The 24,590-nt window shown below is 61.0% G+C and carries 18 protein-coding genes and 2 rRNA genes; 8 read left to right on the forward strand and 12 right to left on the reverse strand.

All coding sequences use genetic code 11. The annotated features are described in order from the left end of the window. Positions 1-154: 154 nt before the first annotated feature. The 6 genes from putP to purU all read right to left on the reverse strand — a co-directional run bounded on the left by putP (position 155) and on the right by purU (position 7,152). Positions 155-1,675 (reverse strand): sodium/proline symporter PutP, encoded by a 1,521-nt coding sequence (putP, locus tag PGC08_RS06445; protein ID WP_271709784.1) that lies wholly within the window; start codon positions 1,673-1,675, stop codon positions 155-157. Between the two features lie 63 nt (positions 1,676-1,738). Beyond that, on the reverse strand, positions 1,739-2,908 hold the full coding sequence (locus tag PGC08_RS06450) for a hypothetical protein (protein WP_271709785.1): 1,170 nt from the start codon (positions 2,906-2,908) through the stop codon (positions 1,739-1,741). Continuing rightward, positions 2,905-4,107, reverse strand: coding sequence for a hypothetical protein (locus PGC08_RS06455; protein ID WP_271709786.1), 1,203 nt, complete (start codon positions 4,105-4,107; stop codon positions 2,905-2,907). The genes PGC08_RS06450 and PGC08_RS06455 overlap by 4 nt, the downstream gene beginning before the upstream one ends. Positions 4,108-4,120: 13 nt before the next feature. Next, positions 4,121-4,543, reverse strand: a complete 423-nt coding sequence (locus PGC08_RS06460) for a hypothetical protein (RefSeq protein WP_069599783.1) — start codon at positions 4,541-4,543, stop codon at positions 4,121-4,123. A 38-nt stretch (positions 4,544-4,581) separates the two neighbouring features. Then, positions 4,582-6,180 (reverse strand): phenylacetate--CoA ligase family protein, encoded by a 1,599-nt coding sequence (locus PGC08_RS06465; protein WP_096158463.1) that lies wholly within the window; start codon positions 6,178-6,180, stop codon positions 4,582-4,584. Positions 6,181-6,300: 120 nt separating this feature from the next. Next, positions 6,301-7,152 (reverse strand): formyltetrahydrofolate deformylase, encoded by an 852-nt coding sequence (purU, locus tag PGC08_RS06470; protein WP_096161024.1) that lies wholly within the window; start codon positions 7,150-7,152, stop codon positions 6,301-6,303. A 168-nt stretch (positions 7,153-7,320) separates the two neighbouring features. On the opposite strand from purU, the gene glyA reads away from it, so the two are divergent. Next, positions 7,321-8,595 carry a serine hydroxymethyltransferase gene (gene glyA, locus PGC08_RS06475; RefSeq protein ID WP_271709787.1) on the forward strand — a complete coding sequence of 425 codons (1,275 nt, stop codon included), beginning with the start codon at positions 7,321-7,323 and terminating at the stop codon, positions 8,593-8,595. Beyond that, positions 8,595-9,482, forward strand: a complete 888-nt coding sequence (locus PGC08_RS06480) for a bifunctional methylenetetrahydrofolate dehydrogenase/methenyltetrahydrofolate cyclohydrolase (protein ID WP_009884943.1) — start codon at positions 8,595-8,597, stop codon at positions 9,480-9,482. Before glyA ends, PGC08_RS06480 begins: the two co-directional genes overlap by 1 nt. 98 nt (positions 9,483-9,580) lie before the next feature. On the opposite strand, the gene PGC08_RS06485 is transcribed toward PGC08_RS06480, so the two are convergent. Continuing rightward, positions 9,581-10,069, reverse strand: a complete 489-nt coding sequence (locus PGC08_RS06485; protein ID WP_009884942.1) for a GNAT family N-acetyltransferase — start codon at positions 10,067-10,069, stop codon at positions 9,581-9,583. Between the two features lie 141 nt (positions 10,070-10,210). On the opposite strand from PGC08_RS06485, the gene PGC08_RS06490 reads away from it, so the two are divergent. From PGC08_RS06490 to PGC08_RS06500, 3 genes are all read left to right on the forward strand, one after another. Next, complete coding sequence (locus PGC08_RS06490) at positions 10,211-10,966, forward strand: exodeoxyribonuclease III (RefSeq protein WP_442868158.1); 756 nt, start codon at positions 10,211-10,213, stop codon at positions 10,964-10,966. Positions 10,967-11,138: 172 nt separating this feature from the next. Further along, complete coding sequence (gene trpS, locus PGC08_RS06495; protein ID WP_069599789.1) at positions 11,139-12,137, forward strand: tryptophan--tRNA ligase; 999 nt, start codon at positions 11,139-11,141, stop codon at positions 12,135-12,137. Positions 12,138-12,236: 99 nt separating this feature from the next. Then, on the forward strand, positions 12,237-13,286 hold the full coding sequence (locus tag PGC08_RS06500; RefSeq protein ID WP_069599790.1) for an App1 family protein: 1,050 nt from the start codon (positions 12,237-12,239) through the stop codon (positions 13,284-13,286). A gap of 42 nt (positions 13,287-13,328) precedes the next feature. On the opposite strand, the gene PGC08_RS06505 is transcribed toward PGC08_RS06500, so the two are convergent. The 5 genes from PGC08_RS06505 to PGC08_RS06525 form a co-directional block, all read right to left on the reverse strand. Further along, positions 13,329-14,297 (reverse strand): NAD(P)H-dependent flavin oxidoreductase, encoded by a 969-nt coding sequence (locus PGC08_RS06505; RefSeq protein ID WP_271709789.1) that lies wholly within the window; start codon positions 14,295-14,297, stop codon positions 13,329-13,331. A 168-nt stretch (positions 14,298-14,465) separates the two neighbouring features. Then, positions 14,466-15,242 carry an enoyl-CoA hydratase gene (locus tag PGC08_RS06510; protein WP_096161026.1) on the reverse strand — a complete coding sequence of 259 codons (777 nt, stop codon included), beginning with the start codon at positions 15,240-15,242 and terminating at the stop codon, positions 14,466-14,468. Further along, positions 15,239-16,297 (reverse strand): enoyl-CoA hydratase/isomerase family protein, encoded by a 1,059-nt coding sequence (locus PGC08_RS06515; RefSeq protein ID WP_271709790.1) that lies wholly within the window; start codon positions 16,295-16,297, stop codon positions 15,239-15,241. The genes PGC08_RS06510 and PGC08_RS06515 overlap by 4 nt, the downstream gene beginning before the upstream one ends. A 1-nt stretch (position 16,298) precedes the next feature. Beyond that, positions 16,299-17,465 (reverse strand): acyl-CoA dehydrogenase family protein, encoded by a 1,167-nt coding sequence (locus tag PGC08_RS06520; RefSeq protein ID WP_096161028.1) that lies wholly within the window; start codon positions 17,463-17,465, stop codon positions 16,299-16,301. Between the two features lie 146 nt (positions 17,466-17,611). Then, positions 17,612-18,127, reverse strand: coding sequence for a MarR family winged helix-turn-helix transcriptional regulator (locus PGC08_RS06525; RefSeq protein ID WP_069599793.1), 516 nt, complete (start codon positions 18,125-18,127; stop codon positions 17,612-17,614). Positions 18,128-18,179: 52 nt separating this feature from the next. Between PGC08_RS06525 and PGC08_RS06530 the strand changes: the two genes are divergently transcribed. The 3 genes from PGC08_RS06530 to PGC08_RS06540 all read left to right on the forward strand — a co-directional run bounded on the left by PGC08_RS06530 (position 18,180) and on the right by PGC08_RS06540 (position 24,474). Further along, complete coding sequence (locus PGC08_RS06530) at positions 18,180-18,854, forward strand: SOS response-associated peptidase (RefSeq protein WP_009884933.1); 675 nt, start codon at positions 18,180-18,182, stop codon at positions 18,852-18,854. A gap of 560 nt (positions 18,855-19,414) precedes the next feature. Further along, positions 19,415-20,948: ribosomal RNA gene (locus PGC08_RS06535) — 16S ribosomal RNA — on the forward strand. A gap of 410 nt (positions 20,949-21,358) precedes the next feature. Then, positions 21,359-24,474: ribosomal RNA gene (locus PGC08_RS06540) — 23S ribosomal RNA — on the forward strand. The 16S and 23S rRNA genes sit together here, the layout of an rRNA operon. The last annotated feature ends 116 nt before the right edge of the window (positions 24,475-24,590 follow it).

A 24,590-nucleotide genomic window follows, 5' to 3' on the forward strand; every position in this document is an offset into this window, starting at 1 on the left:
AGCAGCATGTCGCACCCGGAGTGGGGCAGGAACCACTTAGCGGCTATTCCTCCCGTTGCTGGTGGAGGAATAGCCGCTGAGTGTAGGGCGTAGTGATGGCGACGGGGCAAGTGCGCCCGATGAGCAGGTACTCGTCAGGCGAACTGCCGCATCGTCACTTCACGCGGGAAAGCTCGACAGACTCGTCGAATTCCCGGTCGGTGTCCGCATTGGGCTTGTACGTGAACTTGCTGACCACGATCGCCACAACGAGGTTGACGGCGAAGCCGGGGATGATCTCGTAGATCTGCTCGGTCAACGGGGTACCCAACTGTCCCCAGATGAACGCGACTGCCGCACCCGAGATGAGTCCGAAGAGTGCGCCCCAATTGCTGAGCTTCTTCCAGAAGAGGGTCAACAGGACAACCGGTCCGAACGACGCCCCGAATCCGGCCCACGCGAAGGCCACCAGGTCGAGGATGCTGTTCGACGGCGAGATCGCCAGGAGCACCGCGATGAACGCGACGACGAGAATGCCGAGACGTCCGAGTAGGACATAGGTCTTGTCCTGCAGCGTGCGCTTCGAACCCGTGCGCAGAGCAACGATCTTGTAGAGATCCTCGATGAGCGCCGAGGAGGTGACGACGAGCTGCGAGGAGATCGTCGACATGATCGCTGCCAGCACCGCGGCCAACACGAGTCCCGCGATGAACGGGTGGAACAGGATCTGCGCGAGGTCCAGGAACACTGTCTCCGGGTCGGTCGGCTTCATATCGGCATGATCGGAGAAGTAGGAGATTCCAACGATCGCAGTGGCAATGGCACCGAGGGCCGAGATTCCCATCCAGCCCACACCGATGCGGCGAGCGACCTTGGCATCTGCCGGTGTCCGCAGGGCCATGAACCGGACGATGATGTGCGGCTGACCGAAGTAGCCGAGACCCCAGGCCAGAGCTGAGATCACAGCGAGGTAGGTGCCTCCGGCCCAGAACGGTCCGCTGCCGAAGAGACTGAGCAGGCTGGGATCGATGTCCTTGACGTTGGACATCACGGTTGAGGGACCGCCTGCGTTGAAGACGGCAACGATCGGCACAGCGATCAGGGCGGCGAACATCAGCAGCCCCTGGGCCACGTCGGTGAGCGTGGCACCGAGGAACCCGCCGAACAGGGTGTAGACCATGGTGATGGCCGCGACGATGAGCATCCCGGCCATATAGTTCAGACCGAAGCTCGACTCAAAGAACTTGCCTGCCGCAACCATCCCGGAGGACACGTAGAAGGTGAAGAACACCAGGATGATGATGCCGCAGACGATGCGCAGCAGACGTGTGTTGTCCTTGAGTCGCTGCTCGAAGAAGCTGGGGATGGTGATCGAATCACCGGCCTTCTCGGTGAAGGCACGCAGACGTGGGGCCACGAACTTCCAGTTCACCCAGGCCCCGATGGTCAGACCTACAGCGATCCAGGCTTCGACCAGTCCAGAGAGGTAGATCGCTCCCGGCAGACCCATGAGCAGCCAGCCCGACATGTCAGATGCTCCGGCGCTGAGTGCCGCGACGCTGGGGCGCAGTCCGCGGCCTGCCAGCATGTAGTCGTCGAGGCTGTTCTTGGTCTTGCGGTACGCGAACCAGCCGATGGCCAGCATTCCTGCGAAGTACAGGACGATTGCAATTGTGCGGAAAGTGGTTTCCGTCATTCTTAAGTCGTCTCCTTTTGTAAACCGGGGCGACTCTACAACAGTTTCAGTACTCGACGTGAATCAACTGTGTATTGGCTCCACAGGGCGACGGGAGGAGCGGGGTACCGCTGTTGTCGAGCGTCCGACGGAGAACGCGGCCACTGGCACCGCATGCAGACCATGGTCGTTGAGGAGATAGTCGGAGACAGCGGATCGTGTCTGTGGGCAGTCCTTGATCTCCGAGTGCACGTCAACGCGCAGGTCATGCTGGTCGAGCAGAAGCCACGTTCGCAGCAGGTTTCGCCCCAGCTCGATATCCTGTCTCGCCAGAGAGTCGCCACCTGCGGAAGAGGCGGTGGCGTCCTTGACGAGCACGAGGTGATGCAGCGGCGCGGACCCGTCGGTGGACGCCTGTGCCGGCGACCCTCGGTCTCTCGATGTTCTCCGCACCACCGTGGCCCGCAGGCTGTCCACGAATTCCACGGGTGCCAAGGCCGCCGAGGTGAGCCCACCTATCCACGGCCGCAGGGTGGCCGTGTTGAGTCGGGCGGCGACCGCGGCCAGAGGTCTTGGGATCTGCAGGCAGTCCGCGCTCAACCCGTCTTCGGCGTAGGAGGTCGCTCGGCGGTCGAACCGCAGCCACTCGAGGGTTTCGGTGAAGATGTCAGCATGGGAGTACGAATATCGGGTCGCACGTGCCAGGCTCGTCTCCCACAGGTGATGGGGCACTTCGACGAGTGCCATGCCCTCGACCGGTGCCGTGCCCTCGACCGGTGCCGTGCCCGAGGTAGCCAGCGCCCTTTCGGCGGCACTGAACGCTGAAGCGAAGGGCTCTTCGGCTCGGTGCATCGGCCCCCGATCGACCTGACGGTGATGCAGGTCGGCGGAGGTGAAGTTCGGCCAGAGGTCAGAGGCACCCGACTGGTCGGGGAGGGCTGTGAGGAGCAGTCGGATTTCGAGTGTGGGGCCGCGGCCTCGCACCGATCCGATGCTGACGTCGATGCCCGCCTCGGCGGCGGCGATGGTGAAGGACTCCACCCAACATCCCATGGCCAGATGCAGGTCCTGGGAATTCGGGTCGCCGACCGGAAGGGTGCGGGCCGGATCCACGGCCACGTGCACCTCGGCGGGGGATGCTGGTGTCGTCGCAGGAGCGAAATGAGGAATCCAGGGCTGAGTGTTGTGCGCCGAGGGGGAGCGAGCCGCGTGTGCGAAGAGCTCAGCGATGAGAGTCGCGGTGATCGGCATCATCGTCCGTGCTCCTCGAGCGGGACGGGAGTGCTGGCAGCGGTGAGATGCCGGTCGAGGAAGGTGAGTTCGTGCAGGACCCTGCCGCCTGACCTCTCGAAGACCGCGGCCGAGGCGGGATTGTCCTCGGCGATGAACGTCACCCGCAGCCGCCGGTAGCCTCCGGCGGCAAGGCCGGCGTTGAGATCACGGATGACCAGAGAGAGGATGCCCTGGCCCTGGAAGCGGGGATCGGTGCCCTGAATGATGAGCACAGCATCGCGCAGGCGTCGACGGTTGATGACGAGTTCGAGGATTGCGCGCGGTCCGAGCCGACCGCCGTGCCTGCGCAGGATCGGCACGGGGTCGGGGATGACGAGAGTGAAACACCGGGAAGGTGCAGCCTCGGGCTCGTCGCTGCCGACGATGTCGAGGACGAGAGCGGGATCCATGAGCGCAGGCAACCCTGCCATCTGGGACTGCAGCTGGGCGCGCGAGATCTGGGTGTAGTACGGCAGCTGTGCGAATGCGGCATTGAGCGTCGGCAGCAGTCTGCGGGCGAAGGCACGTAGACCGGTGCGGGAGACCCTGCGCCTGCGTAGGCCGTGCTGAGCCCATTCGGACTCGGAGACGGCGGTGGCCCGCGCGGCAGGGATCGAGCCGACCTCGACCTCCCAGGTGTGGGCTCGGCCCCAGTCGGCGAATCCCGCGCTGTGGAACGAAGGCGCGAAGAAAGCGGGGTTCCAGGCGGAGTCGAAGAAGCCTGGATGCTCGGTGCCGGACAGCAGCAGACCGCCGGTGACATTGGGCAGGGGGGAGACGGGACCGAAGAGCCGTTCGGCCGCGAGCTCCCTGGCCCGTGTGGTGAGGAAGGCGATGAGGTGGTCAAGTGCAGCCTCGTCGGCGGCCTCGATCGCGCCGAAGAAGAGCGTTGTCGGAGCGTGCCCGGCAGCCGAGGGTTCAGGATCCGATACTGCGATCTTCTGGGCCAGTTCCGGCGAGCGATGGCAGATGGTGCGAGCGACGGCCCGACCGGCTGTGTCGAGGATGAGCCACAGTTCGACGGGTTCACTGAACCATCCTCGGTGGGCGAACCACTCTTTGATGTCTGAGGTGAAGAGGGGCACGTAGTGCTCCGAGTCGCCTCGCTGCGCGGCCAACTGCGGTGCCAGCTCAATGAAGTCGGCCAGATCCTGACGAGTCCTGACCCGTTTCGCCTTCATTCGGTGTCGACCTTCATTCGGAGCTGAGCTTGGTGAATTGGTCGATCATGCCCAGCCGGGAGTCCTCGGCCCGGAACTCTCCATTCGTGTAGCCCCACTCCTCGGCGTTGAGGATGCGGATGAATCCGCCCTTCGCCGGGGACGAGCCTGCGCCGCCGACAAGCCATTTCATGATCTCGACGTGTTCAGGGGTGCGGGCATACTTCATGAGGTCATCCCGAGTCGCGAAGGCGACGATGAGGCCGATGCGGTCGGGGAATTCGTAATAGCTGCGGTGCCACATGTACCCGGGCGCCCGTTTGAGTCCCTTCGCCAGTTTGGGCCAACGCCGCAGCTGACCCACCATCACCAGGGGATTGCGATACCTGTTTGCGCCGAGGAAAACCACCTCGGCGCGGGCCTGGGGTGGGGCCTTGGAGAAATCATTCGATCTCATGGGTTCCATTCCTTCGCTGGATGATGGGTGCTGACGTTTCAGGTCCTCTGGACGTACACGTTCTTGATCTTGGCGACATCGGCCGTGAACGGACCGGTGGCGAAATCGTGGATCTCGATGTGGATCTCCGCGGTCGTCGGATCTTCCTTCATGCTCTGTGCGAAGTCTCGGGACACCGAGGCTAGGTGGCCCAGGACTCCGGCTTGGATGGTCTCGGCCATCTCGGCGCGCTCAGGTGCCGACAGCTCCTGGCTGTCCTCGCGCAACTGGATGTGCAGAGTCGGGCGCTGTTCATGGTTGTGCGTCTCACGCAGTTCGATCCGGAAGGACTCGATGAGATGAGCCTGCGGGTTGTCGCGGTAGAGCCCGTTCTCGATGTCGAGCGGGTAGATGTTGGCACCCATATACGAGATGGTGGAATCGGCGCGGCCGAAGAGGAGCACGAACGGCAGCTTCATGCCGTTGTCGGCGAACGCCGTGGAGCATTCGGCGGCCAGCTGCGGATGCCTGCGGGTGAGTTCGACCATGCGGGGGAAGTCGATGAGGGTCGCCTCGTCGCCGATGTTGTAGCGCAGCCGTGGGCTCATCACCGCAGCGGAGTTGATCGTCGCGACGAGTTCCCCGGATTCGTTCGTCTCCAGATAGGTCTCGAGAGGGTTGTACTGGAAGACCATCGGCACTCGGGATTCGGAAGGTCCGAGCACCTCGGCGCGGAAGTCGAGGTCGTGGGCCAGGGCCCGGCGGATGACGACGGAGAGATCGGACTCGCCGGCCATGCCGATCGTGAGGTCGCTGGCTCCGTATCCGGAGTAGACCCGATGGAAGCGTGACTGCACGTAGTCGCGCAGGCCCTCGGTCATGGCCTCACCCCCGACGAAGCCGTTGAGCCGGAACTCGTCCCAGACTCCGGGTTCGGAGTCCATCCGATCGACGAGGTGTTTGAGGAACGGGGGATAGGCGCTGATGAGGTAGGTGTGGCCCGGTCCGAAATGGGCCATCGTGTCGAGGATCTTCTCGAGGTCGGGGCCGGTGTTCTTCACCATGGCGACCTTGGCCATCGCCAGGCCCGTATTCGTTCCCGTGGCCCATGCGCCCATGGAGAAGGCGTTGATGCAGAAGAGGTCCTTGTCTTTGAAGAGCATCGTCACGTAGCCGGCGACGTTCTTGTGGACGGTGTCGAGTTCCTTCTTCGACCGCATCCAGTTGAAGGGTGTGCCGGAGGAGCCGGACGATTCGTCGACGACCGTGCCGGCTCGTTGGATCCGTCCGTCCCAGCAGCGGTGCTCCTCACTGTACCGGCGCACGAAATCATCCTTGGACGTCGGCGTATAGGCATCGAGGTCCCACCATCTGAAGGTGAAGCCGGTTCGTGCGAGATAGTCCTGATAGGCCGGAACATCGAGTGAGGCCTGTTGGCAGATCATCCACGCATTGAGCTTCGCAAAGGGTTCGAGGCCCGGATGGTAGTGCTTGGCCGTGAACCTCCAGATCGCCGGGTGGAGTCGGTAGGCTCCGTAGGCTGCTGTGAGTCCGACGTTGGCCAGGCGCAGGACGGCCTGGCGGGCCAGATTCACCGGACCGCGGGGGATCGGCAGGCGTTGGAGATCGGCGGCAACTCTGGTCTGGGGCTGGCTCATAATGTGACCGTAGCCCAGGTCACCGATCCCCGGGCGGCAAATTTCGAATTTGTGTCAGAATCGCATCATCAACCCGCCGAGGTGGCCGGACCTGCCGGTGGTCTCGCCGAGGTGGTCGGATCAGTTGAAGACGACCGTGCGGTGGCCGTCCATGAGGACTCGGCCCTCGGCATGCCAGGCCACGGCCCGTGCAAGCACGGCGGCCTCGACGTCCTGACCGCGCTGAACGAAGTCGGCGATATTGCGGTTGTGATCGACACGGGCGACGTCCTGTTCGATGATCGGGCCCTCATCAAGGTCAGGGGTGACGTAGTGGGCGGTGGCACCGATGATCTTGACCCCGCGGGCGTGTGCCTGGTGGTAGGGCTTGGCCCCCTTGAAGCTGGGCAGGAACGAATGGTGGATGTTGATGACCCGCCCCTCCAACCGAGCACACAGATCGGGGGAGAGGATCTGCATGTACCGGGCGAGGACGATGAGCTCGACGTCGAGGCTCTCGACGAGGTGACTCAGCCTCGCCTCGGCGGCCTCCTTCGTGTCCCGGGTGATCGGAATGTGGTGGAAGTCGTGGCCGTGGAACTCGGCGAGTGAGCGCAGCGAATCATGATTGCCGGCCACTCCGACGATGTCGATGGGCAGCTGCCCTGAGCTCTGCTGGAACAGCAGGGTGTTGAGGCAGTGGGCGGCCTTGGACACGAGGACGAGGGTCCGCGTCTTCTTCTCCACCGGTTGGAGACTGAGCGTCATGTCGAAACGGTGGGCCGCCTCGGCGAGGGCAGACTCCAGAGTCGTGGCCTCGGCATCCGCGCTCGTGACGAACTGGACTCGGAGGAAGAACTGCAGAGAATCGGGGGAGGAGAACTGCTGGGACTCGGTGATGTTGGCCCCGAGTGAGGCCAGAACCCCGGTCACGGCGTGGACGATTCCGGTTGCGTCCGGGCAGGTGACTCGCAGGATCCATTCTCGACTCATGCGCTCGATTCTAATCGCCTGCCCCACGCTGCCCCGCAACCGGCCCATCATCCGGATGACGAACGGCCCATCGGTGTGATCTGGTTCGCTGTTAGCATTGATTTCGGGTACTCGCGGAGCCGATCGCGGCGTCCCACTCATCACTTTGGATGCCACAGGAGTGTACACATGACTGATAACACGATGCAGGCCTCGCTTGCAGACATCGATCCCCAGATTGCGGAAGTCCTCGACCAGGAGCTGGGTCGCCAGCGTTCGACTCTGGAGATGATCGCCTCGGAGAACTTCGTGCCGCGCGCCGTGCTGCAGGCACAGGGCTCCGTGCTGACGAACAAGTACGCCGAGGGCTACCCGGGCAAGCGCTACTACGGTGGCTGCGAGTACGTCGATGTCGCTGAGACCCTGGCCATCGACCGGGCCAAGAGCCTCTTCGGTGCCGAATACGCCAACGTGCAGTCGCACTCGGGTGCCTCCGCCAACGCTGCCGTGATGCACGCGCTCGCCCGCCAGGGTGACAAGATGCTCGGTCTCTCCTTGGCCCACGGTGGTCACCTGACACACGGCATGAAGATCAACTTCTCGGGCCGCCTCTACGACGTCGCCTCCTACGAAGTCGATCCCGACACTTACCGCATCGACATGGACAAGGTGCGCGAGCGGGCGCTCGAACACCGTCCAGAGGTCATCGTCGCAGGTTGGTCCGCCTACCCGCGTCAGCTCGACTTCCAGGCCTTCCGCGACATCGCCGACGAGGTCGGAGCGAAGCTCTGGGTCGACATGGCCCACTTCGCCGGTCTCGTCGCCGCCGGCCTGCATCCGAACCCTGTGCCCTTCGCCGACGTCGTGTCCTCGACGGTGCACAAGACCATCGGCGGCCCTCGCTCGGGCTTCATCCTCGGCAAGGAGGAGTACGCGAAGAAGCTGAACTCCGCAGTCTTCCCGGGGCAGCAGGGTGGACCTCTGATGCACGTGATCGCCGCGAAGGCAGTGGCGTTCAAGTTGGCCGCCTCTGAAGAGTTCAAGGCTCGTCAGGAACGGACCGTGCGCGGTGCTCAGATCCTGGCCGAGCGTCTCCTGGCCGACGACGTCGCCAACGCCGGAGCCACGGTCCTCACCGGAGGCACCGACGTTCACCTGGTCCTCGTCGACCTGCGCAACTCAGCCTTGGACGGACAGCAGGCGGAGGATCTGCTGCATGAGGTCGGAATCACGGTCAACCGCAATGCCGTTCCGTTCGACCCCCGTCCGCCCATGGTGACCTCCGGTCTGCGCATCGGCACCCCTGCTCTGGCCACCCGTGGGTTCGGCGATGCCGAATTCACCGAGGTCGCCGACGTCATCGCCGAAGCACTCAAGCCCGGTGCGAACGTCGAGGCCCTCAGCGCTCGGGTCGAGAAGCTCAGCGACAACTTCCCCCTCTACGAAGATCTGGAGCAGTACTGATGACAGCACAGATCCTTGATGGCAAGGCCTGTGCGAAGGAGATCAAGGACGAGCTGCGGACTGCCGTCGCGAACCTGGCCGAGCGGGGCATCGTCCCCGGCTTGGCCACGGTCCTCGTCGGCGAGGATCCCGGTTCGAAGTGGTACGTGGCCGGTAAGCACCGTGACTGCGCCGAGGTGGGCATCCATTCCATCCGTCGTGACCTGCCGGAATCGGTGAGCCAGGACGAGCTCCTGTCGGTCATCGACGAGCTCAACGCCGATGACGAATGCACCGGGTACATCGTGCAGCTGCCGTTGCCGTCCCACATCGACACGGACACCGTGCTCGAACGCATCGATCCGGCCAAGGACGCGGACGGGCTGCATCCGACCAACCTCGGTCGGCTCATGCTCAACGTCAACCGGGAGATCACGACCCCGCTGCCGTGCACCCCTCGCGGGGTCATCGAACTCATGCAGCGCAACGGCATCGAGCTGGCCGGCAAGCACGTTGTGGTCGTGGGCCGCGGCGTCACCGTCGGCCGGTCGATCGGCGCACTGCTGACTCGCCGTGAGTACAACGCCACGGTGACACTGACCCACACCGGGACGAAGAATCTGCCCGAGCTGCTGGCTCAGGCCGACATCATCGTCGCCGCCGCAGGATCGGCCCGGATCGTGACCGCCGATGCGGTCAAGGACGGTGCCGTCGTCCTCGACGTCGGAGTCTCACGCGAAGAGGACCCGGAGACCGGGAAGTCGAAGATCGTGGGAGACGTGGACCCTGCCGTCGCCGAGGTGGCGGCTTGGGTGTCCCCGAATCCCGGAGGAGTCGGGCCCATGACTCGGGCACTGCTTCTCAAGAACGTCGTCGACGTGGCCGAACGCGCTGCGGCGGCCGCCTGAACCGAACGACAGTCAGAGACTGACGGCCTCCCACATCTGTGTGTGGGAGGCCGTCAGTCTCTGTTGTGCTGGTCAGACCAGTGTGTGCGCTCTTCGGCTCACTCCTCGAGGAGTTTGAGTTCGAAGAACACACGCGGATTTCCGGCACCCGCGTAGTCTTCGATGAGTTCACCGCTGAACCCGAGCGAAGAGTGGAATGAGATCGCTGCTGAGGAATCCGGCATGGTTGTCGCCTGCACCGATGAGACACCGAGCTTGCGCGCGTGCTCGATGAAATACTGGTACAGGTGCCGACCGATGCCCTGATGGCGGAAATCAGTTCGAGCCGCAACCAGATGGATGTACGCAGGGCCGTCATGGGGGATGACGCCGAGCAGATAGCCGACGATCTCCGAACGATGCCTGGCAACCAAGCCTGAGGTCACGAACTGATGGAACCAATAGGCATCGTGATCGCCGCTGAGGTCCCTGTCTCCCCAGAAGTTCTTCTGCGCACCGAGCAGGAACTCTCGCATCTCACGGGCGTCTACTTCGTCGAGCGGGCTGATGCTCAGCTGCTCAGAATCGAAAGTCTCGTCTACGGCCATTGCGCCTCCTGAAATATGCTTCTTTCCATCACTGTATAACGCCCAGGCCCGGATGAGTAGTGCGCTCATGCCATGATAGGACACATGATTCGGATTGCATCAGTCAACGTCAACGGAGTACGAGCGGCATGGAGAAAGGGGATGCCCACCTGGGTCGATACTGCGAAACCTGACTTCATCACGCTGCAGGAAGTCCGGGCAGCCAACGACATCGCCCTCAAGGTGCTCGAGGACACCGGGTACACCACGATCAGCCATGACGCCGAGGCGAAGGGACGTGCCGGAGTCGCCGTCATGGCTCGGAACGAGCCCGTCGAGGTCCGTGAAGGACTCGGGACGGACGGGTACTTCGATCGGGCCGGTCGATGGCTGGAGACGGACTACCGCCTCGGCGACGGATCGCTGCTGACTCTCGTCTCGGCCTATGTCCATTCCGGTGAGGTCGACACTCCCAAACAGGAGGACAAGTACCGCTTCCTCGACCGGATGACGCTGCGCCTGCCTGAACTGGCGAAACAGGCCGATCACGTGCTCATCACCGGTGACCTCAACGTCTGCCACACCGAACGGGACCTGAAGAACTGGAAGGCCAACCGCAAGAAGGCCGGGTTCCTGCCCGAGGAGCGCGCCTACTTCGACGGTTTCTTCGGCGAGGTGGGCTACGTCGATGTGCACCGCGACCTCAGCGGAGATGTCGACGGCCCCTACACCTGGTGGTCCATGCGCGGGCAGGCCTTTGACAACAACGCCGGGTGGCGCATCGACTACCAGATGGCGACACCGGCACTCGCGAAGGCGGCAGTCAAAGCAACGGTGGACAAGGCCGACAGCTGGGCCGAACGCTGGTCCGATCATGCGCCGCTGGTCATCGACTACGATCTGCCGGCTCCGAAGTAGTCTTCGCAGGCCGGCCGGCTAGGTGTGTGAGGAGCAGAGAAGCTCTTCCTCACCGTCGGCTCGGCCGGAGTAATCCGACATCGTTGCCGTTGTGTGCTCGCGACTGCCGCCATCGGCATCTCGCACGGGGGTGGTCTGCGAAGATGCGGGTGTGAAGTGGCATCATAGTTCTATGATGACTTCTTCTCAGCCACGCACCGTTTCCGGTATTCAGGCCACCTCGGACTCACTTCACCTGGGGAACTACATCGGAGCTCTGCAGCAGTTCGTGGCGCATCAGGAGTCACACGATGCCTTCTACTTCATCGCGAACATGCACGCGATCACCGTCGAGCAGGATCCCACGGATCTGCGCGAACGGACCCTGCGCACGGCGGCGCAGTTCATTGCGGCCGGCATCGATCCGGAGAAGTCGACGATCTTCGTCCAGTCTCAGGTCCCCGCGCACCCGCAGCTGTCATGGGTCCTCGAATGCACCACGTCCATGGGCGAGGCCAGTCGGATGACGCAGTTCAAGGACAAGTCGGCCAAGCAGGACCACGTGTCCCTGGGCCTGCTCACCTATCCCGCACTGATGGCCGCCGACATCCTCCTCTACAACCCGCAGATGGTGCCCGTGGGTGAGGACCAGCGCCAGCACCTCGAACTCACGAGGAACTTGGCCGAACGCTTCAACTACCGGTTCGGTGAGACCTTCGTCGTCCCCGAGGCACAGATCCTCAAAGCCACCGCGAAGATCTACGACCTGCAGAACCCTTCGGCCAAGATGTCGAAGTCCCTGCCCAGCCCACTGGGGCGCATCGACCTCCTTGATGAGGCGAAGTCCCTGACGAAGAAGATCAAGTCTGCTGTCACCGACGACGGCAAGGAGATCGCCTACGACCCGGAGGCCAAGCCCGGAGTCTCGAACCTGCTCACGATCTACTCCTCCCTGACCTCCCGGTCGGTCGACGACATTGTGGCAGAGTACGAAGGGAAGATGTACGGCCACCTCAAGGTCGACCTGGCCGAGGTCGCCGTCGAGACGCTCGCACCGATACGTGAGCGCACCAATGAGCTCCTGCAGGACCGGGCTCAGCTCCAGACGATCCTCGACGCCGGTGCTGAGAAGGCCAATGAGATCGCCGAGGTGACCCTGCGAGACGTCTATGACAAGGTCGGCTTCATCTGAGGCAGTCCCGGTCCGATCCGACCGCGTTCCCGCCAGCCCCCATTCCAGCCCGACCCGAGCAGACCTGACCCGACGTGCGACGAGTGTGAAGGAAGAACCGTGGCGAAGAAGAAACCCGAAGAAGGACCGCTGAACCTCAGTCCGGACATGCTGCACACCGCGGCCCGGCTGGAAGACCGCTTCAACGGCTGGCTGCAGAACCGCGCCACCGACCACACCTATCAGCGCACGGTCATCGCCTATGACACCTACGGCGGAACCGGGTGGGTGAGAGTGCTCGGCCGATTGGTGCTGACGCCGACCGGCCAACCGGCGGCGGACGTGGAGGCGAGCATTCGCGGCTGGAGGTCCTTCGTCAGTGTGCCCCTGCCCAATGACACGGCCTGGGTGCGCGTCAACGACGAAGAGCATATGGTCACCGCCGACCGCGGCGGCATCATCGACACAGTGATACCCGGAGACTTCGACCCGGGAGAGACCGAAATCGAACTGTGGACCGACGGGTCTCTCGTCGATTCCGCCAACGTGCGGATCATCGGTGAGGACTCGACGTTCGGCATCATCTCCGACATCGACGACACCGTCATGGTCACCTCATTGCCACGGCCGTTCCTGGCTGCCTGGAACACCTTCGTCCTCAGCGAACATGCCAGATCGCCGGTGGCAGGAATGGCGGTCCTCTACGACCGAATCACCTATATGCGCCCCAACACTCCGATGGTCTACCTCTCAACGGGTGCATGGAATTCGGCGCTGACGATCAAACGGTTCCTGTCTCGCAATCTCTACCCGATGGGGCCGCTGCTGCTGACCGACTGGGGGCCGACGACGACTCGGGCCTTCCGCTCGGGCAAGGAGCACAAACGCAACTCTCTGGAGCGGCTCTCGCGTGAGTTCCCGTGGATGAAATGGCTGCTCATCGGCGACGATGGTCAGAAGGACGAAGAGGTCTACGGGGAATTCGTGGACAATCACCCCGACAACGTCGCCGCCGTCGCCATCCGCCAGCTCACCGTCGGGGAAGCAGTCTGGGCCGGTGGCCGCTCGAAGCGCCACGGGCGCGGTCAGGGCGTGCCGTGGATCTATGCCCCGGACGGCGCAGGGCTGTCATCGCGCCTGACCGAACGGGGCATCATCTCCACGATCTGAGCTCGCGCCCAGACCGGTCTCGCCTCCCAGACCGGTCTCGCCTCAGAGGCGGGCGCTGAGTTCCTTCTTCGCCGCTTCGTATTCTGCAGCGAAGCCCTCGACGAGCTCTGCGGTGGTGCGCTTGGCACCGAGGACGCCGATGCCCTGTCCTGAGCCCCAGATGTCCTTCCACGCCTTGGAGTCCGAGCCGTCCTTCGTGCCGAAGTCCATCTTCGTCGGATCGGCGTCGGGCAGGTTGTCGGGATCCAGTCCCGAGGCGGTGATCGACCCGCGCAGGTAGTTGCCCTTGACCCCGGTGAAGTAGCTGGAGTAGACGACGTCTTCGGCTGCGGAGTCGACGATCATCTGCTTGTAGTCGTCGACGACGTTGGCCTCGGTCGTGGACAGGAAGGCCGAGCCCACATAGGCGCAGTCTGCCCCGGCGGCCAGGGCTGCGAGGACCGAGCGGCCGTGTGCAATGGCGCCCGAGAGCAGCAACGGCCCGTCGAACCAGGTCCGGATCTCCTGGACCAAAGCGAAGGGGGAGAGCGCTCCGGCATGCCCGCCGGCACCGGCGGCCACGGCGATGACGCCGTCGGCGCCCTTCTCCACAGCCTTATGCGCGAATTTGTTGTTGATGACGTCGTGGAGGACGATGCCGCCGTAGGAGTGGACGGCCTCGTTGACCTCTTCACGCGCGCCCAGGGACGTGACCACGATGGGCACCTGGTGGCGAACCACCTCGGCGAGGTCTTCTTCCAAGCGGTTGTTCGAGCGGTGAACGATGAGGTTCACTGCGAACGGTGCCGCGGGCCGGTCAGGGTTCGCCGAGGTGAACGCGGCGTTGGACTCCCTGATCTCGTCCAGCCAGTCGGTGAGCATCGCAGCCGGCCGGGCGTTGAGAGTGGGGAAGGAGCCGATGATGCCGGCCTGGCACTGGGCCTTGACCAGTTCGGGCCCCGATGCGATGAACATGGGAGAGCCGAAGACCGGCAGCCGCAGCTGGGGGAGAAGATTGGCAAAAGAATTCATAGTGCCTCCTTTGGGTGGATGAACATTTCCACTCTAACTGAACGATTGTTAAAAGTGATCACGGGAACAGAGACGACGATGGCGCAGACGAGTTCGACTCGTCTGCGCCATCGTTCATCTACTGCTTTCCAGTGCCTGCGGCGAGTTGCCGGGGTCAGACACTGAGGATCAGGAATCCGTGAAGTTCGCGTCCCGCTTCTCGACGAACGCGGCCATTCCCTCGGACTGGTCGTTTGTGGCCAGGCTCGAGTGGAAGAGGCGACGTTCGTACTTCAGTCCCTGCTCGAGGGTCGTTTCGAAAGCGGTGTTGACCGCTTCCTTGACCATCGCCGAGGCGATGCGGGACTTGGACGCGATCGTCTGCGCGATCTCGTTGGCCGTTGACAGCAGTTCCTCGGGCTCGACGATGCGTGCGACTAGACCCGAACGTTCGGCCTCCTCGGCATCCATCATGCGCCCGGTCAGGCACATATCCATGGACTTGGCCTTGCCGATGGCCCGAGTCAGTCGCTGGGAGCCGCCCATGCCCGGGAGGACGCCGAGGTTGATCTCCGGCTGGCCGAACTTCGCCTTCGTCGAGGCGATGAGGATGTCACCCATCATCGCCAGCTCGCAGCCGCCGCCGAGGGCGAAGCCGTTGACAGCGGTGATGACCGGTTTGCGGACGTCGGTGAGGCGTGTCCAACCGGCGAACCAGTCGGCTTTGTATGCAGTGGCGAAGTCGAGGTCTGACATCTCCTTGATGTCGGCGCCGGCGGCGAAGGCCTTGCCGCTGCCGGTGATGATGATCGCCTTGACCTCGTCATCGGCGTCGAAGCCGGCGGCCGCGTCGGTGATGTCGGTGAGCACCTGCATGTTCAGCGCGTTGAGAGCCTTCGGACGGTTGATCGTGATGGTGGCAACGCCCTGGTCGACGGCCGTGAGGATCGTTTCGTAGTCGCTCATGCGAACACCTTCTCTTCGTGGTCGGTGGTGAGGATGTCGTTGACTGTTTCGTCGCTGACCTCGGCGAACGAGGCCGGAGACCAATGTGGGTTGCGGTCCTTGTCGATGACCTGCGCGCGGATTCCCTCTTTGAGGTCCGGCAGTCGGGTCAGGGCGACGGCGGCGCGGTAGTCCTGTTCGAGGACATCGGCCAGGGTCATGTCTCCGGCCTTGCGGACGGCTGCCAGGGTGACCTTCACCGAGGTGGGAGCCTTGGTTTCGATCAGTTGTCCGGTGGCATTGGCGTCGGGGTTCTCATGCGCGGCCAAGGCAGCGACGATGTCTTCGGCGCGATCTGCGGCGTAGCACTCGTTGATCCAGCCAGCAGCCTCGGCGAGTTCGTTCTCCGGGGCCTCGGAAGTGTGGCGGGCGATGGTCTCTTCGACATCACCGCCGGCTTCGAGCTCGGCGATGAGTTCTGGGACATCGGCATCGAGCACGTAGTAGTCGGCCAGGCCCATGGCCAGCGCTGCTCCGGCGCCGACAGGCTGTCCGGTCAGTGCCAGGTGGGTGCCCAGTTCGCCCGGGGCGTTGGCCAGCAGGTGTGTGCCGCCGACGTCGGGGAACAGGCCGATTCCGGTCTCCGGCATCCCGATCTTCGTGGAGTCGGTGACGATGCGGTGTGAACCGTGGCCCGAGATTCCGACGCCGCCGCCCATCGTAATGCCGTTCATGATCACGACATAGGGTTTGGGGAATTCGGAGATCGCATGGTTCATCTTGTATTCGCGATTCCAGAATCGGGCGTTCTCATCGGTTCCGGCCACTATGTCGCTGTAGACGGCCTTGATGTCGCCGCCGGCACACAGTCCGCGTTCGCCGCGACCAGTGACCAGAACGGTGTTGATCGAGTCGTCGTCATGCCAGCTCTTGAGGGCGTCATCGATGGCGCCCACCATCTCTTGGCTCAGTGCGTTGATCAGCTTCGGTCTGTTGAGCTCGATCCGGCCCACTCCGTTGGTGATCGAGGTGATCACCGAAGATTCCGTCGGCGGTGCCGAGGTCTCTGTTGTCATATCAGCCCACTCCTGTGCTCTTGCGCGAAATGATCACGCGCATGATTTCGTTGGTGCCTTCCAGAATCTGGTGGACGCGCAGGTCACGCACCAGCTTCTCAATTCCATACTCTGTCAGATAGCCGTAGCCGCCGTGCAACTGGAGTGCCCTATTGGCGACATCGAAGCCCGAATCTGTGGCTGTCAGCTTGGCCATTGCCGAGAGCAGCGAGGTGTTCGGGTCGCCTGAGTCGTAGGCGCTGGCGGCCCGCCACAGGAGGGAGCGGGCGGCTTCGAGTTTGGTCTGCATCTCTGCGACTTCGAATCGCAGGGCCTGGAATGCGGAGAGTTCGGTGCCGAAGGCCTGTCGTTCGCCCATGTAGTCGATGGCCTTCTCCAGCGCGGACTGCCCACCGCCGAGTGAGCATGCCCCGATGTTGAGTCGGCCTCCGTCGAGTCCGGACATGGCGATCTTGAATCCCTGACCGGGTTCGCCGAGGAGGTTCTCCTTCGGTACGCGCACATTTTCCATGATGACCTGTCGGGTCGGTTGCGCACGCCATCCCATCTTCTGTTCGTTGGGGCCGAAGGAGAGACCTTCCATGCCCTTTTCGAGGATGAATGCGGAGATTCCGCGCGATCCGTCCTGGCCGGTTCGTGCCATGACCAGGTAGGTCTCGGAGGTGCCGGCACCGGAGATGAACTGCTTGACCCCGTTGAGGACATAGGAATCGCCGTCCTCTCTCGCCGAGGTGCGCAGGGCGGCGGCATCGGAACCGGCGTTGGGTTCGGTGAGGCAGTAGCTGCCGAGGTGGTCCATCGAGACCAGGGGAGACAGGTACTTCTCCTTCTGTGCGGCATCACCGTACTTGTCGATCATCCACGCCACCATGTTGTGGATGGAGATGTATGCGGCGACCGAGGGGCAGGCGGTCGACATCGCTTCGAAGATGAGGGCGGCGTCCATGCGCCCCATACCGGTTCCGCCGGCCTCTTCGCTGACGTAGATTCCGCCCATTCCCAGATCTGCCGAGCGTTTGATGACGTCGACGGGGAAGTGGTGTTCGGCGTCCCACTCCAGAGCGTGCGGAGCGATCTCGGAATCGGCGAATTCGCGCACCATACCGGAGATCGTCTGTTGTTCTTCGGTGAGACCGAACGGCAGGGCAGCTGCTGTGCTGCGGGACATTGTTCCTCCACGGATAGGGCTATTCACGACCGAGGCTGATCGTTGACGTGATGATGTTCACCACGATACGGAGAAATTACTTGGACGTCCAACTAAATCTCGGCAGTGAGCTCCTGGGGGAACTGTTCAGGAGGAGGGCAGGAGGTTCAGGCGTGGTCTTCGAGCTCGGACCGCAGCGATTCGAGATGGGGGATGAGCTCACCCAGATCGGCCCGGGCCAGTGCCGGTGAGCTGAAGACCTCGTCGTTCAGGGCGGCAGTTGCACGGGAGGAGAGTTCGCGGCCGATCTCGGTCAGCTCGACGAGTGTGGTGCGACGATCGTCGGGGTGGCTGCGTCGCTTGACGAGGCCTGCCTTCTCCAGCCGATCGACCGAATTCGTCGTCGAGGTGGCGTGAACCTGGAGACGGGCCGAGATCTTCGACATCGGCAGGGTCCCTGATTTCGTGAAGGAGAGAAGAGTGAGGACCTCATAGCGTGAGAAGGTCAGTGCGAATGGTTTGAGTGCGGCATCGACCTTGGCCAAGAACAGCTGATGGACCCTCATCACCGAGATCACGGTGGTCATGCCATCGGTGGAGTCGTCCCAACCGTGGGCAAGCCACTGTTTCCTGGATTCCTCGATCGGGTCGAGTCTGCTCGGTGCTGTCTTTTCGGCCGCCATTGTCGACAGTGTAGTGAAGTGAGAAGATAAGCGCATGTGTGGTCGACTCAATATGTCTCTCGATCCGGCAGATCTCGCCGATGAGCTTCGCCTTGACGTGATCTCCTATGACTACACGCCCAGATATAACGTGCCACCAGGCTCCTTCGTGCCGATCGTCGTCGAACGGCTCGATGACAGCGGACAGCTGACCCGTCGACTGGAGACCGCTTCATGGGGGCTGGTCCCCGGGTGGGCGAAGGACACCAAGATCGGGTTCAAGGCCTTCAACGCGAGATCGGAGACGGTTCTCGAGAAGCCGATGTTCAGACAGTCCATCAAGAGACGACGCTGCGCACTTCCGATCCCCGGCTACTACGAGTGGGAGACCACGGAAGCCGGTAAGCAGCCATGGATGATGTCGGCAGCAGGGGCCGACCCTCTGTTCATGGCGGGCCTCTTCGAATTCTGGAAGCAGCCGGACCATTCCTGGTTGGTGTCGACGACGATACTGACCATGGAGGCGGCAGGACATCTGCAGGACGTCCACCATCGGATGCCGGTGTTCCTCGAACGCGGCGCCGTTGATGGGTGGATCGACCCAGCAGTGCCGAGCGCCGATGTTCCTCCGTTGTTGGAATCGACCCTGGAGCAGGTGGACCCGGCGAGCGTGACTCGTCATAAAGTGGGCAAATCCGTGGGGAATGTTCGCAACGACGGTCCGGAGCTCACTGCGCCCGTTGCCTGACTGCTCATTCAGGCCTGCTCACTCAAGAGTGAACAGACTGACCTGCCTCCGAATCGGTCTTCCTCAGCGGTGCCGGACGGGACCGAATAAGCCCGTTTTGCGAAGCAGTCGGGAAGTGTGTAGTGTGTACCGAGTTGCCAGCCCGCAAGGAACGGCAACAGTCGCTCTGATCAGGTTTGATTGCAGCAAATTGAAGATGAACTTCAAGTTGCGAAGATCGAAACAACACTGTAGAGTAAATATCCGCTGGTACGGCGGGCCGCAAGGCAGAAAGTACACAATTGAAACTGACACCCCCAGTGAACACGCCCCAATAATTGGGTCTGTGGTGATGGGTGAGTGTTTGTGGTTTGAGAATCCAATAGCGTGTTTGTTTGAACAAATAGTGATGCCAGAAACATTAAGTATTTCTGGTAAGACAATCACATGTTCACACATTTGTGGCCTCCCCTCGCCGGGTGGTCACGCCAGCATGTGTGGACATGATTAATTGGTCAGCCTCGGTCACCCCGTGATCGTTGGTTGGCTGTCTTGCTGGGATTCATTCGTAACATAATTTTTTTATGGAGAGTTTGATCCTGGCTCAGGACGAACGCTGGCTGCGTGCTTAACACATGCAAGTCGAACGCTGAAGCCCTGGTGCTTGCACCGGGGTGGATGAGTGGCGAACGGGTGAGTAACACGTGAGTAACCTGCCCCCGACTTCGGGATAAGCCCGGGAAACTGGGTCTAATACCGGATATGACCATGACTCGCATGTGTGATGGTGGAAAGTTTTTTCGGTTGGGGATGGGCTCGCGGCCTATCAGTTTGTTGGTGAGGTAATGGCTCACCAAGACGACGACGGGTAGCCGGCCTGAGAGGGCGACCGGCCACACTGGGACTGAGACACGGCCCAGACTCCTACGGGAGGCAGCAGTGGGGAATATTGCACAATGGGGGAAACCCTGATGCAGCGACGCAGCGTGCGGGATGACGGCCTTCGGGTTGTAAACCGCTTTCAGCAGGGAAGAAGCCTTTCGGGGTGACGGTACCTGCAGAAGAAGTACCGGCTAACTACGTGCCAGCAGCCGCGGTAATACGTAGGGTACAAGCGTTGTCCGGAATTATTGGGCGTAAAGAGCTCGTAGGTGGTTGGTCACGTCTGCTGTGGAAACGCAACGCTTAACGTTGCGCGTGCAGTGGGTACGGGCTGACTAGAGTGCAGTAGGGGAGTCTGGAATTCCTGGTGTAGCGGTGAAATGCGCAGATATCAGGAGGAACACCGGTGGCGAAGGCGGGACTCTGGGCTGTAACTGACACTGAGGAGCGAAAGCATGGGGAGCGAACAGGATTAGATACCCTGGTAGTCCATGCCGTAAACGTTGGGCACTAGGTGTGGGGGACATTCCACGTTCTCCGCGCCGTAGCTAACGCATTAAGTGCCCCGCCTGGGGAGTACGGTCGCAAGGCTAAAACTCAAAGGAATTGACGGGGGCCCGCACAAGCGGCGGAGCATGCGGATTAATTCGATGCAACGCGAAGAACCTTACCAAGGCTTGACATACACCAGACCGTTCTGGAAACAGTTCCTCCCCTTTGGGGTTGGTGTACAGGTGGTGCATGGTTGTCGTCAGCTCGTGTCGTGAGATGTTGGGTTAAGTCCCGCAACGAGCGCAACCCTCGTTCTATGTTGCCAGCACGTGATGGTGGGAACTCATAGGAGACTGCCGGGGTCAACTCGGAGGAAGGTGGGGATGACGTCAAATCATCATGCCCTTTATGTCTTGGGCTTCACGCATGCTACAATGGCTGGTACAGAGAGATGCGAGACCGCGAGGTTTTAGCGAATCCCTTAAAGCCAGTCTCAGTTCGGATCGTAGTCTGCAATTCGACTACGTGAAGTCGGAGTCGCTAGTAATCGCAGATCAGCAACGCTGCGGTGAATACGTTCCCGGGCCTTGTACACACCGCCCGTCAAGTCACGAAAGTCGGTAACACCCGAAGCCGGTGGCCCAACCCTTGTGGAGGGGGCCGTCTAAGGTGGGACTGGTGATTGGGACTAAGTCGTAACAAGGTAGCCGTACCGGAAGGTGCGGCTGGATCACCTCCTTTCTAAGGAGCACACATAAGAACCCCAACGTGTCACCCGTACGTGGTGCCGGTTGGGAGCTCAAGGGTGGAACATCATTATTTTCGCTCAACCCGCACAGCGTCGTTAAGGTTCATGCCTTGTCGACGGTGTGATGATGGTGGGCTAGAACGAACACGTTATTGGGTCCTGGAATCACAAACCAACCAGCAATGGTTGGGTGTGGTTTCAACCAACAGGACCAACCCGTCCAGACCAGCAGCCTTCGGTTGTGTGGGTGTGGGTGGTGTTTGGTAGTGGTTTGAGAATCGTATAGTGGACGCGAGCATCAACAGCCCGAACTTTGTTTGGGTTGTTATGTAATGTGATTTTTCTTGTGAAATCTTAGTGTGAAATTTTCGCACACACATTTTGCAACCAAATTTTTTGGGTGTGATGAGTGTGTAAGAGCGCATGGTGGATGCCTTGGCATCAGGAGCCGATGAAGGACGTGGAAATCTGCGATAAGCCTCGGGGAGCCGATAAACGGGCTGTGATCCGAGGGTGTCCGAATGGGGAAACCCCGCCACATGAGAGTGTGGTGACCCGCATCTGAATATATAGGGTGTGTGGAGGGAACGCGGGGAAGTGAAACATCTCAGTACCCGTAGGAAGAGAAAATAAAACATGATTCCGGGAGTAGTGGCGAGCGAAACTGGATCAGCCTAAACCGTGTGCGTGTCAAACGTGCTGGTGTTGCGTATGCGGTGTTGTGGGGAATGCGTGTTCGGTCCAGCATGACCGAGTCGTTGATGTGTGCTGCGTGTAGTCGAAGCTGGTGGGAAACAGTACCGGAGTGGGTGAGAGTCCCGTAGACGAAACATGTGGCCCCGACGATATGTGTTTGCCCGAGTAGCACGATACTCGTGGAATGTCGTGTGAATCTGCCAGGACCACCTGGTAAGGCTAAATACTTCCTGATGACCGATAGCGGATAGTACCGTGAGGGAATGGTGAAAAGTACCCCGGGAGGGGAGTGAAATAGTACCTGAAACCATGTGCTTACAATCCGTCAGAGCCTCCTTGTTGGGGTGATGGCGTGCCTTTTGAAGAATGAGCCTGCGAGTTAGCGGTGCGTGGCGAGGTTAACCCGAGAGGGGTAGTCGTAGCGAAAGCGAGTCCGAATAGGGCGTTTGAGTCGCGTGTCCTAGACCCGAAGCGGAGTGATCTAGCCATGGGCAGGGTGAAGCGTGTGTAAGAGCGCGTGGAGGCCCGCACCCACTTCAGTTGAAAATGGAGGGGATGACCTGTGGTTAGGGGTGAAAGGCCAATCAAACTCTGTGATAGCTGGTTCTCCCCGAAATGCATTTAGGTGCAGCGTTGCGTGGTTCTTGCCGGAGGTAGAGCTACTGGATGGCTGATGGGCCCCACCGGGTTACTGACGTCAACTAAACTCCGAATGCCGGTAAGGTTCAGCGTGGCAGTGAGACAGTGGGGGATAAGCTTCATTGTCGAGAGGGAAACAGCCCAGACCATCAACTAAGGCCCCTAAGCGTGTGCTAAGTGGGAAAGGATGTTCAGTTGCGAAGACAACCAGGAGGTTGGCTTAGAAGCAGCCATCCTTGAAAGAGTGCGTAATAGCTCACTGGTCAAGTGATTGAGCGCCGATAATGTAGCGGGGCTAAGTACACCGCCGAAGTTGTGGCAGCACCCCTTATAGCCGTAATGGTGGGGTGTTGGGTAGGGGAGCGTCGTGCTGGCAGTGAAGTCGCCGTGTGAACGAGTGGTGGAGCCGGTACGAGTGAGAATGCAGGCATGAGTAGCGAAAGACGGGTGAGAAACCCGTCCACCGGATGACCAAGGGTTCCAGGGCTAGGCTAATCCGCCCTGGGTAAGTCGGGACCTAAGGCGAGGCCGACAGGCGTAGTCGATGGACAACCAGTTGATATTCTGGTACCGACGCATAACCGTCAATACCAAAACACACGATACTAACCTCGGTGTTCTTCCGTGATGCCTTCGGGTGTCTGGTTGAAGGATTCTGTGGGACCTGAGTGTGGAGTCGGTAAGCGCGAGGTGTGACGCAGGAAGGTAGCCAGGCCACGCGATGGTAGTCGTGGTCTAAGGTCGTAGCATGTGGGGGTAGGTAAATCCGTCCCCACTCATAGTGTGAGAGCTGATGGGCGCCCCACTTGTGGTGGGGTGATCTGGTGATCCTATGCTGCCGAGAAAAGCATCGGCGTGAGGTTGTGTGTTGCCCGTACCCTATAACCGACACAGGTGGTCAGGTAGAGAATACTAAGGTGATCGAGAGAATCGTGGTTAAGGAACTCGGCAAAATGCCCCCGTAACTTCGGGAGAAGGGGGACCATCCTGGTGAAGCCAACTTGCTTGGTGATGTGCTGGTGGTGGTCGCAGAGGCCAGAGAGAAGCGACTGTTTATTAAAAACACAGGTCCGTGCGAAGATGTAAGTCGATGTATACGGACTGACGCCTGCCCGGTGCTGGAAGGTTAAGAGGACTCGTTAACCCCGTTAGGGGTGAAGCGGAGAATTTAAGCCCCAGTAAACGGCGGTGGTAACTATAACCATCCTAAGGTAGCGAAATTCCTTGTCGGGTAAGTTCCGACCTGCACGAATGGCGTAACGACTTCTCTGCTGTCTCAACCACGAACTCGGCGAAATTGCATTACGAGTAAAGATGCTCGTTACGCGCAGCAGGACGGAAAGACCCCGAGACCTTCACTATAGTTTGGTATTGGGATTCGGTGTGGTTTGTGTAGGATAGGTGGGAGACTGTGAAACTATCACGCTAGTGGTGGTGGAGTCGTCAAGTGAAATACCACTCTGACTATTCTGGATTTCTTAACTTCGGACCCTGATCGGGTTCAGGGACAGTGCCTGATGGGTAGTTTAACTGGGGCGGTTGCCTCCTAAAGAGTAACGGAGGCGCCCAAAGGTTCCCTCAGCCTGGTTGGCAATCAGGTGTCGAGTGTAAGTGCACAAGGGAGCTTGACTGTGAGACGGACGTGTCGAGCAGGAGCGAAAGCTGGGACTAGTGACCCGGCCATGGCTTGTGGAAGCGTGGTCGCTCAACGGATAAAAGGTACCTCGGGGATAACAGGCTGATCTTGCCCAAGAGTCCATATCGACGGCATGGTTTGGCACCTCGATGTCGGCTCGTCGCATCCTGGGGCTGTAGTCGGTCCCAAGGGTTGGGCTGTTCGCCCATTAAAGCGGTACGCGAGCTGGGTTTAGAACGTCGTGAGACAGTTCGGTCCCTATCCGCTGCGTGCGTAGGAAATTTGTGGAGGCCTGTCCTTAGTACGAGAGGACCGGGACGGACGAACCTCTGGTGTGCCAGTTGTACCGCCAGGTGCATGGCTGGTTGGCTACGTTCGGGAAGGATAACCGCTGAAAGCATCTAAGCGGGAAGCCTGCTTCGAGATGAGATTTCCAACCCATTAAGTTGGGGTGAGGTGTCCTATAGATTATGGGTTTGATAGGCCGGGTATGGAAGCACTGTGAGGTGTGGAGTTGACTGGTACTAATACGCCGATCACTCATCAACCCATTTGTTTGGTTGGTGTGTGCGTGTTTCACGCTATGGGTTTTACGAGATATTAACGAGTCACATTGTGTGTGGTGTTCGCGTTCGCTGTACGGTTCTTGGACCGCTACTACACT

The organism is Brevibacterium sp. BDJS002, assembly GCF_028201555.1.
GTDB lineage: Bacteria > Actinomycetota > Actinomycetes > Actinomycetales > Brevibacteriaceae > Brevibacterium > Brevibacterium aurantiacum.